The sequence below is a fragment of the Pseudomonas sp. TE50-2 genome, from assembly GCF_040813665.1.
Classification (GTDB): domain Bacteria; phylum Pseudomonadota; class Gammaproteobacteria; order Pseudomonadales; family Pseudomonadaceae; genus Aquipseudomonas; species Aquipseudomonas soli.
On sequence record NZ_JBFNXN010000001.1, the window covers coordinates 141894 to 159330 of the forward strand.

At 65.4% G+C, this 17437-nt stretch carries 16 protein-coding genes; 6 read left to right on the forward strand and 10 right to left on the reverse strand.

Annotation, left to right across the window (positions count from 1 at the left end):
- Positions 1-10 precede the first annotated feature (10 nt).
- Both AAHK21_RS00565 and AAHK21_RS00570 read right to left on the reverse strand, forming a co-directional pair.
- Positions 11-787: an AraC family transcriptional regulator gene (locus AAHK21_RS00565; protein ID WP_367856009.1), complete on the reverse strand. Its 777-nt coding sequence runs from the start codon at positions 785-787 to the stop codon at positions 11-13.
- A 10-nt stretch (positions 788-797) separates the two neighbouring features.
- On the reverse strand, positions 798-1340 hold the full coding sequence (locus AAHK21_RS00570; RefSeq protein ID WP_038706211.1) for a helix-turn-helix domain-containing protein: 543 nt from the start codon (positions 1338-1340) through the stop codon (positions 798-800).
- A gap of 154 nt (positions 1341-1494) precedes the next feature.
- Between AAHK21_RS00570 and AAHK21_RS00575 the strand changes: the two genes are divergently transcribed.
- The 3 genes from AAHK21_RS00575 (at position 1495) to AAHK21_RS00585 (ending at position 3882) form a co-directional block, all read left to right on the forward strand.
- Entirely contained in the window at positions 1495-2277 is a 783-nt protein-coding gene (locus tag AAHK21_RS00575) for an aldolase (protein ID WP_046855471.1), read from the forward strand.
- Between the two features lie 33 nt (positions 2278-2310).
- The gene (locus AAHK21_RS00580; protein ID WP_367856010.1) at positions 2311-3201 is read left to right on the forward strand and encodes a dihydrodipicolinate synthase family protein; all 891 of its coding nucleotides are present in this window, start codon (positions 2311-2313) and stop codon (positions 3199-3201) included.
- Between the two features lie 123 nt (positions 3202-3324).
- A complete protein-coding gene (locus AAHK21_RS00585) occupies positions 3325-3882 on the forward strand; it encodes an RNA 2'-phosphotransferase (RefSeq protein ID WP_367856011.1) in 558 nt (185 codons plus the stop codon).
- A gap of 203 nt (positions 3883-4085) precedes the next feature.
- Here AAHK21_RS00585 and AAHK21_RS00590 read toward each other — a convergent pair whose 3' ends face one another.
- Positions 4086-5504, reverse strand: a complete 1419-nt coding sequence (locus AAHK21_RS00590; protein WP_367856012.1) for a short-chain fatty acid transporter — start codon at positions 5502-5504, stop codon at positions 4086-4088.
- Positions 5505-5775: 271 nt separating this feature from the next.
- Here AAHK21_RS00590 and AAHK21_RS00595 point away from each other — a divergent pair, with 271 nt between their 5' ends.
- Positions 5776-6738 (forward strand): IS110 family transposase, encoded by a 963-nt coding sequence (locus AAHK21_RS00595; protein ID WP_367856008.1) that lies wholly within the window; start codon positions 5776-5778, stop codon positions 6736-6738.
- Positions 6739-6813: 75 nt separating this feature from the next.
- Here AAHK21_RS00595 and AAHK21_RS00600 read toward each other — a convergent pair whose 3' ends face one another.
- Together AAHK21_RS00600 and AAHK21_RS00605 are read right to left on the reverse strand one after the other, a co-directional pair.
- Positions 6814-7470, reverse strand: coding sequence for a CoA transferase subunit B (locus AAHK21_RS00600; protein WP_367856013.1), 657 nt, complete (start codon positions 7468-7470; stop codon positions 6814-6816).
- Positions 7471-7505: 35 nt separating this feature from the next.
- On the reverse strand, positions 7506-8204 hold the full coding sequence (locus AAHK21_RS00605; RefSeq protein WP_023632552.1) for a CoA transferase subunit A: 699 nt from the start codon (positions 8202-8204) through the stop codon (positions 7506-7508).
- A gap of 120 nt (positions 8205-8324) precedes the next feature.
- On the opposite strand from AAHK21_RS00605, the gene AAHK21_RS00610 reads away from it, so the two are divergent.
- Entirely contained in the window at positions 8325-9230 is a 906-nt protein-coding gene (locus tag AAHK21_RS00610) for a LysR family transcriptional regulator (protein WP_367856014.1), read from the forward strand.
- Positions 9218-10039 (forward strand): aldo/keto reductase, encoded by an 822-nt coding sequence (locus AAHK21_RS00615; RefSeq protein ID WP_102685416.1) that lies wholly within the window; start codon positions 9218-9220, stop codon positions 10037-10039. Before AAHK21_RS00610 ends, AAHK21_RS00615 begins: the two co-directional genes overlap by 13 nt.
- Positions 10040-10042: 3 nt before the next feature.
- Here the strand turns inward: AAHK21_RS00615 and AAHK21_RS00620 are convergent, their stop codons facing one another.
- The 5 genes from AAHK21_RS00620 to AAHK21_RS00640 form a co-directional block, all read right to left on the reverse strand.
- Positions 10043-13117: an error-prone DNA polymerase gene (locus tag AAHK21_RS00620; RefSeq protein WP_367856015.1), complete on the reverse strand. Its 3075-nt coding sequence runs from the start codon at positions 13115-13117 to the stop codon at positions 10043-10045.
- Positions 13114-14532 (reverse strand): DNA polymerase Y family protein, encoded by a 1419-nt coding sequence (locus tag AAHK21_RS00625; protein ID WP_367856016.1) that lies wholly within the window; start codon positions 14530-14532, stop codon positions 13114-13116. The genes AAHK21_RS00620 and AAHK21_RS00625 overlap by 4 nt, the downstream gene beginning before the upstream one ends.
- Before the next feature lie 6 nt (positions 14533-14538).
- Positions 14539-15159, reverse strand: a complete 621-nt coding sequence (gene imuA / locus AAHK21_RS00630) for a translesion DNA synthesis-associated protein ImuA (RefSeq protein ID WP_367856017.1) — start codon at positions 15157-15159, stop codon at positions 14539-14541.
- Positions 15159-15776, reverse strand: coding sequence for a transcriptional repressor LexA (gene lexA, locus AAHK21_RS00635; RefSeq protein ID WP_217869498.1), 618 nt, complete (start codon positions 15774-15776; stop codon positions 15159-15161). The genes imuA and lexA overlap by 1 nt, the downstream gene beginning before the upstream one ends.
- Before the next feature lie 61 nt (positions 15777-15837).
- Positions 15838-17436, reverse strand: a complete 1599-nt coding sequence (locus AAHK21_RS00640; RefSeq protein ID WP_367856018.1) for a hypothetical protein — start codon at positions 17434-17436, stop codon at positions 15838-15840.
- Position 17437: the final 1 nt, after the last annotated feature.

A 17437-nucleotide genomic window follows, 5' to 3' on the forward strand; every position in this document is an offset into this window, starting at 1 on the left:
CACGTGCTTTTCAGCCGTTGCGATAGTGCCCCGGCGTGGTCGCCAGGTGCCGCTTGAAAGCCCGCTGCAGATGCGCCTGGTCGGCAAAGCCGGCTTCCAGCGCCACCTCGGCGATGCCCCTGCCTGCGCGCAACTGCGCCCGGGCATGCTGCACCCGCTGGTCGAGCAGGTAGGCGTGCGGCGATAGCCCGAAGCGCTTGCCGAATGCGCGGGTCAGGTAGGCCCGCGACAAGCCCGCCGCAGCGCAGATGTCCTCCAGTGTCAGCGGATCCAGACGGTGGGCGCGAATGAACGCGGCGGCCATCTCCAGGCGTGGATGCGACTGTGGGTGACGCGCCGCGCCGCCCTCGAGATAACCTGGCAGCTCTGCGAAGAACGTCGCCAGCCGCTCGGCCTTGTCCAGCGCCTCGCTGTCGAGCAGCCCGGCGAACAGGTCGAGCAACCGCCCGTACAGCGCAGTCGACGTGCTCAATGTCGCTGCCGGCAGTTCGAACCCTCGGGCCTGCAACCACGGCAAATCAACGAACAGCATCAGGTAGGACCAAGGTTCGCCCTGGATGGGGTTGCAGGTGTGCACCACCCCTGGATTCATGAGCACCGTGGTCCCCACGGCCACTTCATGCCGTGCATCACCGGTCAGGTAAGTGCTGCGCCCGCCGGTGATCACGCCGATGGAAAAGCTCGCGTGGGAATGCGCGGTGTAGCACACCTGGCGGCCATCCCCGACCAGGCGGGCCTCGACGAAGGGCAATGCCGGATCACGCCAGAACCGCGAGACCTCGATCATCGCCCCACCCTCACCCTTCGCCGCCCTGCACCACCACCAGCAACTGCGCCTGGCGCTCGCCGACCGAACGCAGGCGGTGCGGGGTCTGGGCATTGAAATGCAAGGCGTCGCCGGCCTCCAGCAACACCCGCTCGCTCATGAAGTCCACCTCCACCTGCCCCTCGTGGACGAACAGGAACTCCTCGCCCTCGTGTTCCTTGAAGGTCGGGTCGCTGAACTCGGTCGGCGGCTGGATCAGGAACGGCAACAGGCTGCGCTGGCCAACCTGCGAAGTCAGCACCGCATACCCAGGCCCCTCGCCGCCGCCCACCAGCGCCTGGCGCTCGCCGCGGCGTACCAGGCTGTAGCGCGCCTGGCCATCATGCTCGCCGTCGAACAGTTCCTCGACATTGACGTTCAACGCCCGCGCCAGCTTCAGCGCCGCGGCGATCGACGGCGTGTTGAGGCCACGCTCGACCTTGGACAGGTAGCTCTTGGTCATGCCGGACTTCTCGGCCAGCTGCTCAAGGGTGATGCCCAGTTTCTTTCTCAGCAGTTTCAGTCGGATAGACATGTGAAGCGGGTTTCCCGAACAAACGCACTTGCGCATGACACTTTGTGTCATATAGGATTATTTGTGTCATCTGATGGTTCGCCCCCTCACCGTCCAAAGCTCGGGGGCGAGCCAGCCCTGACATCCGTCATCACGCCACAGAGGAAAGATCCCCATGGCCAATACCCTTACCCTCAGCAAAGACCAGCTGGTGCAAAAGGCACTGACACAGATGCAAGGCTCGCTTGCCGATAATACGTGGACTGTGCGCGAAAAGCTGGCCCTGACCTGCCGAATTCTCTTCGACAACGGCCACGACTCGGGCCTGGCCGGGCAGATCAGCGCCCGTGGCGCGCAACCGGGCACCTTCTACACTCAACAGTTGGGCCTGGGTTTCGACGAAATCACCGCCAGCAACCTGCTGCTGGTCAACGAAGACCTCGAAGTGCTGGAGGGCGAAGGCATGCCCAACCCGGCCAACCGCTTTCACAGCTGGGTGTACCGCGCCCGCCCCGACGTCAACTGCATCATCCACACCCACCCTACCCACGTCGCCGCGCTGTCGATGCTGGAAGTGCCGCTGCAGGTCTCGCACATGGACCTCTGCCCGCTCTACGAAGACTGCGCATTCCTCGAAGCCTGGCCGGGCGTGCCGGTGGGTAACGAGGAAGGCGAGATCATCAGCGCCGCACTGGGCGACAAGCGCGCCATCCTGCTCTCGCACCACGGCCAGCTGTCCACCGGCACCAGCATCGAGCAGGCCTGCGTCTACGCCCAGCTGATCGAACGCGCCGCACGCCTGCAACTGCTGGCGATGGCCGCCGGCACCATCAAGCCGATCGCCCCGGAGCTGGGCCGCGACGCCCACGACTGGATCGACCGGCCCAAGCGCCATGGCGCCGCCTTCAACTACTACGCCCGGCAGGCCCTGCGCAGCCACGCCGATTGCCTGAACTGATCCCTTTACGCCTTGCTTGCGGAGCCTTGCACAATGACTAATCAATTCCACGGCATCATCGGCTACACCATCACCCCGTTCAGCGCCGACGGCGAGCAGCTCGACCTGCCGGCGCTGGGCCAGTCCATCGACCGCCTGATCGCAGGCGGCGCCCACGCCATCGCCCCGCTGGGCAGCACCGGCGAAGGCGCTTATCTGAGCGACAGCGAATGGCAGCAGGTCGCCCAGTACAGCCTGGAGCGCATCGCCAGGCGCGTACCGAGCATCGTCAGCGTCTCCGACCTGACCACCGCCGGCGCGGTGCGCCGCGCCCGCTTTGCCCAGCAGCACGGCGCCGACGCGGTAATGGTGCTGCCGGCCGCCTACTGGAAGCTCAGCGAAACCGAGATCCTCCAGCACTACCGCGCCATTGGCGCGGCCATCGACATCCCGATCATGCTCTACAACAACCCGGCCACCAGCGGCACCGACATGCCGGTGGAGCTGATCCTGCGTATCGTGCGCGAGGTGGACAACGTGACCATGGTCAAGGAGAGCACCGGCGACATCCAGCGCATGCACAAGCTGCAACTGCTCGGTGAGGGCCAAGTGCCGTTCTACAACGGCTGCAACCCGCTGGCACTGGAAGCTTTCGTTGCCGGCGCCACGGGCTGGTGCACGGCGGCGGCCAACCTGATTCCCGAACTGAACCTGCGGCTGTACCAGGCGGTGCAGAGCGGTGAGCTGGAACAGGCCAAGGCACTGTTCTACCGCCAGTTGCCGTTGCTCGACTTCATCCTCAAGGGCGGCTTGCCGGCGACCATCAAGGCTGGCCTTGAGATGACCGGGCTACCGGTAGGCGAGCCACGGCGGCCGGTGTTCGGGCTGGATGCCGAGGGCCGCGACAAACTGAAGACGCTGCTCGACGCTTTGCGTCAGGGCTGATATCAGCGACATACCTGTGGGAGTCCGCTCCCACAGGTGCTCTACACACTTGAGAACTCGACCCCGAACCCGGAGAATGCCCCCGACCCAAACGACCAGAAGCCATGGAAAAGGACCTTTCCAGTGAACCAGAAACAACGCGACGCCCTCAGCAAATTCCTCAGCTACGTACTGCGCCACGCCCCCGAATCCATTGACCTGCCCCTCGACCGCGACGGCTGGGCCGATGTCGATGCGCTGATCCACGGCGCCGGCAGGCAAGGTCATGCCTTCGACCTGCACGCCCTGCGTGAAGTGGTCGAGACCAATGACAAACGCCGTTTCACCCTCTCCGACGATGGCCGCCGCATCCGCGCCGCCCAGGGCCACAGCAGCAACCAGGTCGAAATGCGCCATGTCGCCAAGACGCCACCCGCCCTGCTCTATCACGGCACCGCCAGCCGCTTCCTGGCCTCCATCGAAGCCCAGGGCCTGATCCCGGGCAGCCGTCATCATGTACACCTGAGCGAGGATCCGCAGACTGCGTTGACGGTGGGCAAGCGCTATGGCCAGCCGGTGCTGCTCACGGTCGATACCCAGGCCATGCGCGCAGCGGGAGCAGTGTTCTATCAAGCGGACAACGGTGTCTGGCTGGTAGACCAGGTGCCGCCGGTGTATCTGTCACGCCAGGCAGAAGAATAAGCCGGCAGGAACGGCCTTGCGCCGCACCTGCAGGCGGACGCGGAGATCCGTGGGCTAATGCGCCATCCCCAGCTCCGCATCATCCATCCGTTGACACTCGGCGCACACGGGGCTGCACAAGCGCCGATCCATAGCGCTTGCAGCCGTCCACCGTCCGCCCATCAGACATCCTCCCAGGCAGGCGCCTGAGGGGGCCTGCCTGATCAGGGCATTACAGGCGGGACATATCGCAACGTGGTGCCCAGCGCCCACAGCAACACCAGCACCAGCGGCACATGCACCAGTAACTGCACGAACGAGAAGCCGATCAGGTCACGCGCCTTGAGCCCCAACACCCCCAGCAGCGGCAGCATGTAGAACGGGTTGATCAGGTTCGGCAGCGCCTCGGCGGCGTTGTAGATCTGCACCGCCCAGCCCAGGTGGTATTGCAGGTCGTTGGCCACCAGCATCACGTACGGCGCCTCGATGATCCACTTGCCACCCCCGGACGGAATGAAGAAGCCGAGCACCGCCGAGTACACGCCCATCAGCAAGGCGTAGGTGTCATGGGTGGCGATCTGGGTGAAGAACAGCGAGATATGGTGGGCCAGGGTCTGGGCGTCCGCGCCCTTGACCTGGGTGAGGATGGCGGCGATCGAGCCGTACAGCGGGAACTGGATCAGCACCCCGGTGGTGGTCGGCACGGCGCGGGCCACGGCATCGAGGAAGCTGCGTGGGCGCCAGTGCAGCAAGGCACCGAGCATGATGAACAACAGGTTGTAGGTGTTCAGCCCGGAAATCGCGGTGATCGCCGGCTTGGTGGCGAACTCCTGGTACAGCCAGCCGGCGGCCAGGGCCACCAGCAGCAGGATCAGGATCGGGCTGTATTCCAGCCACTCACCCGGGCGCGTGCGCTGGGGCGAAGGCGGTGCGCTGAAGCTGGGGTCCACTCCACAGTCCTGCGCGCTGCGAGCGCTGTTCGGGCCAGGCGCGGTGGCATAGGCGACGATCAGCGAGACGATCACCAGCGCGGCAAGCATCACCCCGGACTGCCAGAGGAAGATGGTCTCGGTGAACGGGATCACCCCGGTGATCGACAGGATCGATGGCGGCAGGCTGGCCGGGTTGGCCTGCAACTGCGCGGCCGACGACGACAGGCCCAGCGCCCACACCGCGCCCAGGCCCAGGTAGGCGGCGGCGCCGGCGGCGCGGTAGTCCATCTTCAGGTCGGTGCGGCGCGCCAGGGCGCGCACCAGCAGGCCGCCGAACACCAGCGACAGGCCCCAGTTGAGCAAGGAGGCGAGCATCGAGATCAGCGCCACCCAGCACACCGCCGAGCGGCCGTTCTTCGGCAGGCGCGCCAGGCGGTCGATCAGCCGGGCGGCGGGTGGCGAGCTGGCCACCACATAGCCGCCGATGACCACGAAGGCCATCTGCATGGTGAACGGGATCAGGCTCCAGAAGCCGTCACCGAAGGCCTTGGCGGTGTCGGTGGGCTTGCCGCCCATGGCCAGGGCGCCGAGGGCCACCAGCATCACGGCCAGGGCGGCGAACACCCAGGAATCGGGGAACCAGCGTTCGGCCCAGTTGGAGCAGCGCAGGGCAAAGCGGGCGGAGCGGCTGTCTTGGATATCAGCGGCCACGATGTTTTCCTTTTTCTGATTTTTATAGGACTGAAACGGCGTCGCCCCATCGCGGGGCAAGCCCGCTTGTATGGTTAGACTTGAAGGGGTGGTGGGACTAAATGCCCGATTCTGACTGTTCGCATCAGTACAGACCGTGGGAGACATCGCCCCACCCCTTCCACCAAAGCGCCGATAAAGAATGCATCGTTTGCAAGCGACGATAGAAGCAAGCCAGCGCCTCTTGGTGAAACCCCTTCAAGCCAAAAAACCATAACGTGAGGAAGCGCCCATGGCAATGCAGGTTGGCAAGCTGATCGTGGGTGCGGATGTCGCGAAAGCTGAACTGGTGATTCATCACGATGATCGCGATGAGGTCATCAGGCTGAAAAACGCCAAACTCGAAATCAAAAGATGGCTGAAACAGCAGCCTCTCAACACGGCTATTGCTGTTGAGGCGACTAATGTTTATCACCTCGATCTGGTTGAACTGGCTCACAGCCTAGGCTTCGAGGTGTATGTCATTGATGGGTTCCAGCTGAGCAACTACCGGAAAAGCGTGGGTGGACGAGTGAAAACGGATCCTTCTGATGCTCGGCTGCTGTCCCGGTTTTTGAAAAACGAGGGGGAAGACCTTCGCCCTTGGACTCCTCCTCCCGCCGTCTACGGCAAGCTACAGAGCCTTCTTCGACGCAGATCGGCCTTGGTGACTGCTCGCACTGCAATGATGCAGAGCTGGGCTAATGAAGCCTTGTTGAAAGTCGCCTTCAAAACCTTTGTAAAATCCATAGACAGGCTGGATCTACTGATCCAAAAAAAGATTAAGGAAGTGCTGCGAGAAGCTGGCCTGCACGAACAAGTTGCCCGCTGCCAAGCGATAGAGGGCATTGGTTTTCTCACCGCTACGGCATTGGTGATGGCCTTTATGCGGGGCGAGTTCAAAAGCAGTGACTCGTACATTGCATTCCTGGGAATGGATCTACGAGTCAGTGATTCAGGACAGAAAAATGGACGCCGCCGCCTGACGAAAAGAGGCTGCTCGGAGATCAGGCGTCTATTGCATAACGCCGCCATGGCGGCGAGCCGATCGGCTGCTTGGAAAGACGTCTACGAACAATATCGGAAAGCGGGTAAAGCAACGACACAGGCGCTGGTAATCCTGGCTAGAAAGCTTGCACGAGTGGCATTCGCCCTGATGAAAAACCAGGACGAATATGTCACTAAAGGCGGAAAACTGGCTTGCTGCAAACCATAGAATCTCCCACGAGGGATGCGTGGTCCTTCGTGGGAGCGGGCTTGCCCCGCGATGGGGCGCTTGCAACGGTGCTGCTTAGAAGGTCATTTCCTTGACATCGTCCGGCACGATCAGCTTGCCGGCGGTCTTCGCGACGATTTCCTCGACACTCACGCCCGGCGCGGTCTCGCGCAGGATGAAGGCGCCGTTTTCGATCTCCAGGTAGGCCAGGTCGGTCAGCACCTTGCGGATGCAGCCGGCACCGGTCAGCGGCAGGCTGCACTTGGGCAGCAGCTTGGACTCGCCGTCCTTGGAGGCATGGGTCATGGTGACGATGATGTTGTCGGCGCCGGCCACCAGGTCCATGGCGCCGCCCATGCCCTTGACCAGCTTGCCGGGGATCATCCACGAGGCGATGTTGCCCTGCACGTCCACCTCGAAGGCTCCGAGCACGGTGAGGTCGACATGGCCGCCACGGATCATGGCGAAGGACTGCGCCGAATCGAAGATCGACGCGCCACGGCGGGCGGTGACGGTCTGCTTGCCGGCGTTGATCATGTCGGCGTCGATGGTGGCTTCGGTGGGGAACTCGCCCATGCCCAGCAGGCCGTTCTCCGACTGCAGCATCACTTCCATGCCGTCGGGCACGTAGTTGGCCACCAGGGTGGGGATGCCGATGCCGAGGTTGACGTAGTAGCCGTCCTTGAGTTCACGGGCGACGCGTTGCGCCATTTGTTCGCGGGTCAATGCCATGGTCAGGATCTCTTTGTTGTTCTTGAGGGCGGCGCTCAGGCCTTGACGGTGCGCTTTTCGATGCGCTTCTCGAAGGTGCCGACGATGACCCGGTCGACATAGATGCCCGGGGTGTGGATCTCGCTGGGCAGCAGCACGCCGGGCTCGACGATCTCTTCGACCTCGACCACGGTGATCTTGCCGGCGGTGGCGGCCAGCGGGTTGAAGTTCTGCGCGGTGTTGCGGTACACCACGTTGCCGTAGTGGTCGGCCTTCCAGCCTTTGACGATGGCGAAGTCGCCGGTGATGGATTCTTCAAGGATGTACTTGCGGCCGTTGAATTCGCGTACTTCTTTGCCTTCGGCGACCGGGGTGCCGTAGCCGGTGGCGGTGAAGAAGGCCGGGATGCCGGCGCCGCCGGCGCGCATCTTCTCGGCCAGGGTGCCTTGCGGGGTGAGCTCCACTTCCAGTTCGCCGCTGAGCAGCTGGCGCTCGAACTCGGCGTTCTCGCCGACGTAGGAGGCGATCATCTTGCGGATCTGCCGGTCCTCGAGCAGCACGCCGAGGCCAAAGCCATCGACGCCGCAGTTGTTGGAGACCACGGTCAGGCCCTTGACGCCACGGCGCTTGATTTCAGCGATGAGGTTCTCGGGGATGCCGCACAGGCCAAAGCCGCCGGCCAGCACGGTCATGTCGTCGGTCAGGCCCGCCAGGGCCTCTTCGTAAGTTGCTACACGCTTGTCCAGTCCGGCCATGCTCAGTCGCCTTTTGTAGTTGTTGGAACCGTACGGTCATCTTCACTGTAGTCGACTGATTTGTTAATTTTGTTTTCGTCATCGATTGATAACTTTTCCAAAACAAAGGGTCAGCCCCTCATGAACGTCAAGCAGCTGCGGGCCTTCGTCACCGTGGCCAAGTACCAGAGCTTCGCCCAGGCCGGTGAGCACCTGCACGTGTCGCAACCGGCCTTGAGCCTGACCATCAAGGCCCTGGAGGACAACCTCGGCGGCGCCCTGCTCACCCGCACCACCCGCAGCGTCAGCCTGACCCCCGAGGGCGAGGTGCTGCTGCCCCTGGCCAGGCGCCTGCTCGCCGACTGGGACGATACCGAGGAAATGCTGCGCCAGCGCTTCACCCTGCAACTGGGGCGGGTGTCGGTGGCGGCAATGCCGGCCTTCGCCGGCAACCTGCTGCCACGGTCGCTGAAGGTGTTTCGCCAGCGCTACCCCAAGGTCAATGTCACCGTGCACGACGTGATCAACGAGCAGGTGCTGGAACTGGTGCGTCATCGCCGCGTCGAACTGGGCATCGGCTTCGAGCCGGAAAGCAGCGAGGCGCTGCGCTTCCACCCGCTGTACATGGACCGCTTCGTCGCCGTGGTGCCGGCCGACTCGCCCCTTGCCCAGCAGCCCCAGGTGCGTTGGCAGGAACTGCTGGCCGAGGACTTCATCGCCCTGCAGCGGCCATCGGCGGTGCGCCTGCTGCTCGAACAGCACCTGGCCGCCAACCATGGCAAGCTGGCGGTGGCCTTCGAGAGCCATCAGCTGTCGACCATCGGCCGCATGGTCGCCAGTGGCCTGGGAGTCAGCGCGGTGCCGGCGCTGTGCATCGAGCAGATGCAGGAGCTCGGCGCTCGTTGTGTGCCGCTGATCGAGCCCACCGTGGAGCGGCGCATCGGCGTGATCGCCCTGGGCGATCACAAGCTGTCCAAGGCCGCCGAGGCGCTGCTCGATGTGCTGCTGACCCATACCCATCCACAGGAGGTGACATGCGTTACGTGAATCTGGCGGGCTCCCGCGTTCCGGCCATCGGCCAGGGCACCTGGTACATGGGCGAAGACCCGGGCCGCAGGGCCGCCGAGGTGGCGGCCCTGCAACAAGGCATCGACCTGGGCCTGAGCTTGATCGACACTGCTGAGATGTACGCCGAAGGCGGCGCCGAACAGGTGGTCGGCCAGGCCATTGCCGGGCGTCGCGACCAGGTATTCCTGGTCAGCAAGGTCTATCCGCACAATGCCAGCCGACGCGGTGTGCCGGCCGCCTGCGAGCGCAGCCTCCAGCGCCTGGGCACCGACTGCATCGACTTGTACCTGCTGCACTGGCGCGGCCAGTACCCGCTGGACGAGACGGTGGAGGCCTTCGAGCGGCTGATCGAGCAGGGCAAGATTCGCCGCTGGGGCGTGTCCAATTTCGACCTCGACGACCTGCGCGAACTGGATAACAGCGCCTGCGCCACCAACCAGGTGCTGTACAACCCGGCCGAGCGTGGCATCGAGTTCGACCTGCTGCCATGGAGCCGCGAGCAGGGTTTGCCGACCATGGCCTACTGCCCGTTGGCCCAGGCCGGACGCTTGCTGCGTCACCCGGTGATGGCGCAGATCGCCGAGCGCCATGGCGCCACGCCGGCCCAGGTGAGCCTGGCCTGGGTCACGCGCAATGATGGGGTGATCGCGATTCCCAAGGCGGTGGATCCGCAGCATGTGCGCTTGAATGCGGCGGCGGCCGACCTGGTGCTTGCCGAAGAAGACCTGCAAGCCATCGAGCAGGCGTTCCCGGCTCCGACACGCAAGCAGCGACTGGCGATGGTCTGAGGCTTAATGAAAGTCCCGGCTGCGCACATCCAGCCCCTGCAACAATGGGCTGATGTCTTCCAGGCGCCGGGCGATCAGGTGCCGCACCCCGCTCTCCTGCTCCAGCCGCCCGCTCACCTTGAGCAACTTCGAACCTACCAGTTCGCGCCGTTGGCGCTCGGCCAGGTCGCGCCAGACCACCACGTTGACCATGCCATGCTCGTCCTCGAGGGTGACGAAGGTCACGCCACTGGCGGTCTGTGGTCGCTGGCGCCCGACCACGATGCCGGCGACGGCGATGTTGTCGCCATGCTCGACCCCTGCCAGCTCCCTTGAACTGCGACACCCCTGCGCGCGCAAGCGTGTCCGCAACAGGGTCAGGGGATGCGGCCCGAGGGTGGTGCCCAGGGTGTCGTAGTCGGCGGCCAGGTCTTCGGCAATGCTTGGTGCAGGCAAGGCCACAGCCTGTTCGAGCGTCGATTCAACCTCGGCGAACAATGGCAGTTGCGCCTGCACCGCCGCCACCTGCCAGCGCGCCTGGTGGCGGTCGCCGGCCAGCCCGCGCAATGCCCCGGCGTCGGCCAGGCGCGCCCGGGCCCGGCCATCGAGCCCGACGCGCAGGCACAGGTCCTCGACATCCCGCCAGGGGCGCTGCGCCCTCGCCTGCTCCAGGCGCCGGGCATCGTCCTCGTTGAAGCCGCGGATCTGGCGCAGGCCCAGGCGGATGGACAGTTCGTTCTCGCCCAGTGCCTCCAGGGTGCAATCCCACGCGCTGTGGAATACATCCACCGGGCGCACCTCGATGCCCTGGCGGCGCGCCTCCTGCAGCAACTGGTCGGGGGTGTAGAAGCCCATTGGCCAGCTGTTGACCAGCGCGCAGGTGAAGATCGCCGGCTCATGGCACTTGAGCCAGCTGCTGGCGTAGCACAAAAGGGCAAAGCTGGCGGCGTGGGACTCGGGGAAGCCGTAGCTGCCAAAGCCCTTGATCTGTTCGAAGATGCGCTCGGCAAAGGCCAGCTCGTAGCCATTGCGCAGCATGCCCGCGATCAGACGCTCGCGGTGCGGCTCCAGGCCGCCATGGCGCTTCCAGGCGGCCATGCTGCGGCGCAACTGGTCGGCCTCGCCGGGGCTGTAGTCAGCGGCGACCATGGCCAGCTCCATCACCTGCTCCTGGAACAGCGGCACGCCCAGGGTGCGCTCGAAGACGGCCTTGAGCTTTTCCGATGGGTAGGTGACCGGCTCCTGCTTCAACCTGCGGCGCAGATATGGATGAACCATGTCGCCCTGGATCGGCCCCGGACGGACGATGGCCACCTCGATCACCAGGTCGTAGAACTTCACCGGCTTGAGCCGGGGCAGCATGGCCATCTGCGCCCGCGACTCGATCTGGAACACGCCCATGGTCTCGGCGCGGCCGATCATGGCGTAGGTGGCCGGGTCTTCCTTGGGCAGGGTGGCCAGGGTGTACTCGCGCCCCCGGTGCCGGGCGATCAGGTCGAAGCAGCGGCGCAGCGCGCTGAGCATGCCCAGCGCCAGCACGTCGACCTTGAGCAGGCCGACCATGTCCAGGTCGTCCTTGTCCCACTGGATCACCGTGCGCTCGGCCATCGCCGCGTTCTCCACCGGCACCAGCTGGTCCAGCGGCTGTTCGGAGATGACGAAGCCCCCCGGGTGTTGCGACAGGTGCCGGGGAAAGCCGATCAGCTCCCCCGCCAGCACCAGGATGCGCCGCAGCGACGGGCTGTGCGCATCGAACCCGGCCTCGGCCAGGCGAGCGGCATCCGGGATGCGGTCGCTCCAGCGCCCGCAGCACTTGGCCAGGGCATCCACCTGGTCGGCCGGCAGGCCTAGCACCCGCGCCACATCGCGCACCGCGCCGGCGGCGTGGTAGCTGCTGACCACCGCGGTGAGCGCCGCCCGGTGCCGGCCGTAGCGCTGGAACACGTACTGGATCACCTCTTCGCGGCGCTCATGCTCGAAATCCACGTCGATGTCCGGCGGCTCGTTGCGCTCGCGGGAAAGGAAGCGTTCGAACAGCAGGCGGTGTTCCATCGGGTCGAGCTCGGTGATGCCGAGGACGAAACACACCACCGAGTTGGCCGCCGAGCCGCGCCCCTGGCAGAGGATGCGCTGGCGGCGGGCGAAGGCGACGATGTCGTGGACGGTGAGGAAGTAGCTCTCGTAGCCCAGTTCCTCGATCAGCGCCAGCTCCTGCTCCAGCACCGTGCGCACCTTGTCGCTCGGCCCCTGGGGCCAGCGCTCGGGCAACCCCTGCCGGCACAGCTCGCGCAGCCAGCTGGCCGGGGTCTGCCCCTCGGGCACCAGCTCTCGCGGGTATCGGTATTGCAACTGCGACAGGTCGAACGTGCAGCGCGCCGCGACCTGTGTGGCCTGCGCGAGCAGATCGTCGGGGTACAGCTCGCGCAACTGCTCGAGCGACCTCAGGTGACGCTCGCCATTGGCGAACAGGTACCGCCCCGCCTCAGCAACCGCGCAATGTTCGCGGATGGCGGTCATGCAGTCCTGCAGCGCCCGCCGTCCGCGCACGTGCATGTGCACATCGCCGCAGGCCACCAGCGGAATATCGTGCCGCGCCCCTAGCGCGCGCAGGTAGGCCAGGCGCTGGGCGTCGTCGGCCCCGCGGTGCAGGTGCAGCGCCAGCCACAGGCGCCCGGCGAACAGGGGCTGCAGCCAGGCCCCGGCGCTGTCGTCCGGCTCGGCCACCCACAGCGCCAGCAAGCCCTGGTGATGGGCTTCGAGGTCCTCGACGAGCAACTGATAGCTGCCCTTCTGCGAACGCCGCCGGGCGCGGGTGATCAAGGCGCAGAGGCTCTGGTAGCCGGCAAGGTCCTGTGCCAGCAGGATCAGCTTCGGTCCCTGGTGCACCCGCACCTCGCTGCCGACGATCAACCGCACCTGATGCTGCTTTGCCGCCTGCCAGGCCCGGACGATGCCCGCCAGGGTGCATTCGTCGGTGATCGCCAGGGCCTGGTAACCCTGCTCGCGGGCGCGGCGGAACAGCTCGTCGGCACTGGAGGCGCCACGCTGGAAGCTGAAGTTCGACAGGCAGTGCAGCTCGGCGTAGCCGGGGGCGCTCATGCGAACCAGCCTTGCAGCCACAACGGCCCCGGGGCCGCGAGGTCGCGGAAGGCCCAGCCGCGTAGGCCATCACGGGTTTCGATGCGGTAGTAGTCGCGCCGCACATCACCACCGTCCCACCAGCCGGACTCGATGCGCTCGGCCTGCCCGAGCAGTTGCAGGCCGGTCTCGGACAACGCCTGAGGCACCGGCAGCAACCAGCCGGGGCGCCGACCAGGGGCAATCACCAAATGGCCCTGCCCACCCTGCTCCACCCCTTGCCAGGCACACTCGGGGCGATGATCGGCCTCGGCGCGCAAGCCCTTGACCGCGTCATCGCCCAGCCGCGCGCGCAGGCGCTCGCGCAGTTGGTCCCAAGGCTGGGCCTGCTGCGCACGCGGGTCGAACAGCGCCTGGTGCTGGGGCACGAACGGTGGCAGGTCGGCGGCCAGCAGCCGCAGGTTGCGCACCGGCGCCGGTATGCGCAGCGGCTCCAAGCGGCCACGGGCAAGCTCGAACAACAGCGAGGCGTCGCGCTCGGCGGCCAGCAGGCCGACCTTGAGCACGGTGTCGGCGCCTTCGGCATGCTCCAGGTGCAACTCGAACCGCTGCACGCCACAGTCACGCCCGGCGAGGAACGCTGCCAGGTCGTGGATAAGACGACGCAGGGGGAACAGCAGCGCCTGGTGCGACTCGACGTCGAAGTTCAGCTCCAGCCGCGCTTCGAAACGGTCGGGCGGCTGGTAGAAATCCAGCCCCAGACTACGCAGGCCAAGCAGTTGGTCCAGGTGCAACTGCACCTGGGCGCTGAAACGCCTGGCCAGGGCATCCCGGGGCAACGCCAGCACCTGCCCGAGGCGGCGCAGGCCCATGCGGGCGAAGGCTTCGGCTGCCTCACTGGGCAGGCCGACACGCTCGACGGGCATGTCGAGCAAGGCGGCGCGGGTCGCCTGCGGGCAGCTCAGCGCCAGGCCATCATGGCCGTTGGCGAGCATTCTCGCCGCCACCGGGTTGCTGGCCAGCACGATGCGCTGGCGCAAGCCGAGTGCCGCCAGTTCCTGGCGCAGGCGCGCCTCGAACGACGGCCATGGGCCGAACAGTTGCAGGCTCGAGCCCACCTCAAGCAACAGTGCACGGGGATAATGCAGGCTGACCTGGGCACTGAAACGGTAGGCCCAGGCCGCGAGAAGCTGCTGCAATTGCTCGATACGCGCCGGCTCGACCTCGACGCAGGTGAAACCGTCGGCCAGGGCGCGGGCGGCGGTCAAGGCCTGGCCGGCGCGCAGGCCCAGCGCACTGGCCGCCGGGTTGACCGCCCGCAGCACGCGGCGCTGGGGCGGCCCGCCGAGCAGCACCAGCGGCGCCTCGGGGTCGTCGCGTTCGCGCAGGGCAGTGTCCAGCGCCAGCTGGGGTAACAGGATGCAGGCCCAGAGCATGATGCATCACCCCTGCCCTGGGCAGGCGATGGGTGCGGCAGGCGGCAAGCCGCCCCGGCACTTGAGCACGCGCCACTGTGCCGGGCGCAGGTCGAGGGCGATGCGCAGGGCGGCGGGCGATGGGTTCAGCGCGGCCTGCCGCGGGCGACAGGCGAACGCCAGCGCGTTGCCGGTTTCCGCGGCCACTTGCAAACGCCGCAGCGCCCGATCATCGGCACGCTCCGGCCAGCACAACACCGCGGCGCAACTGCCCGAGCGCAGGCACTGCTCGGCCGCCCACAGGGCATCGCCAGCCTCGGCCTCGACCTGCACCAGCCAGCGCAGGTCGACCCCGGCAGCCTGCCAGGCCGGTGCATAAGGGATGAACGGCGGCGCCACCAGCACCACCCGCTGCCCTTCCCCACTCAGCCGGGCAACCGTGGGCCAGAGCAACTGCAACTCACCGCAGCCGGGGCTGGCCAGCAGCAGCTCGCTGAGCGACGCCGCCGGCCAGCCGCCTTCCGGCAGCCGACCATCGAGGGCGGCATGCCCGGTGGGCTGCAGGCCCTGCGGGCGCGCCTGGGCCTGCAGCCCACGCCATACCTGGCGCTGGTCGAGCAGCCGGTCGAGTTCGACCACCGCGCCCATCAGTCACGCCTCAGCAAGCCGCAGAACACGCCTTCAATGAAGAACTCGCGCTCGGGACTGACGTCGATGGGGGCATAGGCCGGGTTGCGCGGCAGCAGGCGATAGCCGTCGCGGGTGCGCTGCAGGCGCTTGATGGTCACCTCGCCGTCGAGCCGGGCGACCACGATCTGCCCGTCGCGGGCCTCGCCCTGCTGGCGAATGCCGACCAGGTCACCGTCGAAGATGCCGTCGTCGACCATCGAGTCGCCGCGCACCTTGAGCAGGTAGTCGGGGGTACGCCGGAACAGGCTGGGGTCGAGCAGCAACTGCTCGTGGATATCGAGGTCGGGCCCGATCGGCGCACCGGCGGCGACCTGACCGAGCACCGGCACTTCGAGGATCTCGGGCCGACGCAACGGCTCGGCCAGGCGGATACCCCGCGCCTGGTTGGGCGTGACGTCGATGAAGCCGCCCTGGCTCAGGGCGGTGATGTGCTTGCGCGCCACGCTGCGCGAAGCGAAACCGAAGCGCTCGGCGATGTCGGCCAGCGACGGCGGCTGGCCTTGATCGGTGATGCGCTCGCGGATGAATTCGAGGATGGCGCGGCGTTTGGGGGATAAATTGTCCATGGAGCACATTTGTACTCCTTTCCGCGAAAACTGAACAGACCCCTTCGTCGGCGGCCCTCCTCGCCCAGGCTCAGTAGCGAATGGACAAGGCGATCGCCTCGTTTGGCGTCTGGTGTTTCTCCAGTAGCGCGAGTACGTCCTTCTTCAGTTGCGCCTGCTTGTCGATCAGCGGCAGGTCGCGGAACTTGTAGTCCAGGTCGGCATAGCTTTCCGAGACACCGGCATTGAGGTGGTTCTTGCCGAAGGTGTGCACGATGTGCTTGGACTTCCAGATGTCGTACTGGCTGAACACCTGTTCCGCTGGCAAGTGCTTGGCGACCGCGAACGGCAGCCGGGTCAGCAGGCAGTAGTTCATCTTGTACTTGTGGAACTGGTAGTGCTCCAGGGAGTGGACGAACGACACGTACCAGATATAGGTGGCGATCACTTCGATGTTGAAGGCCTTGTCATTGGCCTGGCACGGCAGGTTGACATAGCGGCACAGCTCGGCGACCCAGTTGTTGATGTAGGGCTCGGAGCCGTCGCGCAGCAGGTCGTCGTAACTGGCCGTGACGAACTTCAGCACCGCTGCGTAGTAGTCGCGGTACTGGGCGTTCAGTGCGTGCTGGCCATTGAGGTACTGGTCGAACGGGATGGCGAACTTGATCTCGAATTTCTGGGTCAGCGCCTGGTCTTCGGTGTCGCGCTTGTTGTACATGTTCAGGGCGTTTTCATAGCCGACCTTGTAGAAGGTCTGCGCCGAGTAGTAGCCGATGCAGCTGTAGAGGAACTTGTCGGCAATGCCGGTGGTTTCGCGCAGTGACAGCGGCGATTCCTTGAACTGGTGGTTGAGCATCAGGATATAGGCGGTGTGCGGGTCCATCAGTTTGTGGAAGTTGGAATCCTTGGGCACCAGGTTGAACAGGAACGCCGCGCCCATTTCGGCAAAGAACAGGTGGTGGTGCAGGTGCGCGCCGAGGATGAAGAACACCATGGTGTTCGACATGAAGTACACCTTGGCCAGGTCCCAGTGCGGCTCGCCCGGGCCGACGCTGAAGCCGTCGCGCAGGGTGATGCGCATGCTGTCGGTGGCGAAGTCCTGGGCAATGGAGATGCTGGCCACGTCGAACACCGAACTGGACAGGCGGATCTCACGGGTGAAATCACGCATGTCGAAGGTCGACACGCCATCGACCGTCTGCAGGTAGTGGGTGATCTGCGACGACATCAGGAAGACTTTCAGGTCCTCGTCGGAAATCGCCGTCGGTTGCGGGAACTGGCCCAGCGGTACTTTGTAGTAGTCGCGGTTGGCCTTGATGATCGACTGGATGTAGTTGTGGTAGACCTTGTCTTTTCTCCAGCGATAGACCAGTTCGGCGGGCAGTTTCTTGGGGATGTAGCCCATGTGGTAGTCAGTGCCCGGGATCGCCGTGCTCTCCATCGAGATGGAGTCGCGGTTGTAGTGGCGATAGCCGAAGTAGCGAGGCAGCAGCCATTTCAGCTGCACCCACTTCCAGGCCAGGAAGCTGGCGCTGAGGTTGATCGCGTACAACGACAGCAGCAACGGTACGAACTTTACGTAATACAGGCCGATGTACACATGCTTCAATGGCTCGGCGCGGGTCTTGCTCATCAACAGGATCACCGGGCTGGCGGTGATGAAAAACGCCAGCAGGATAACTTCCAACATG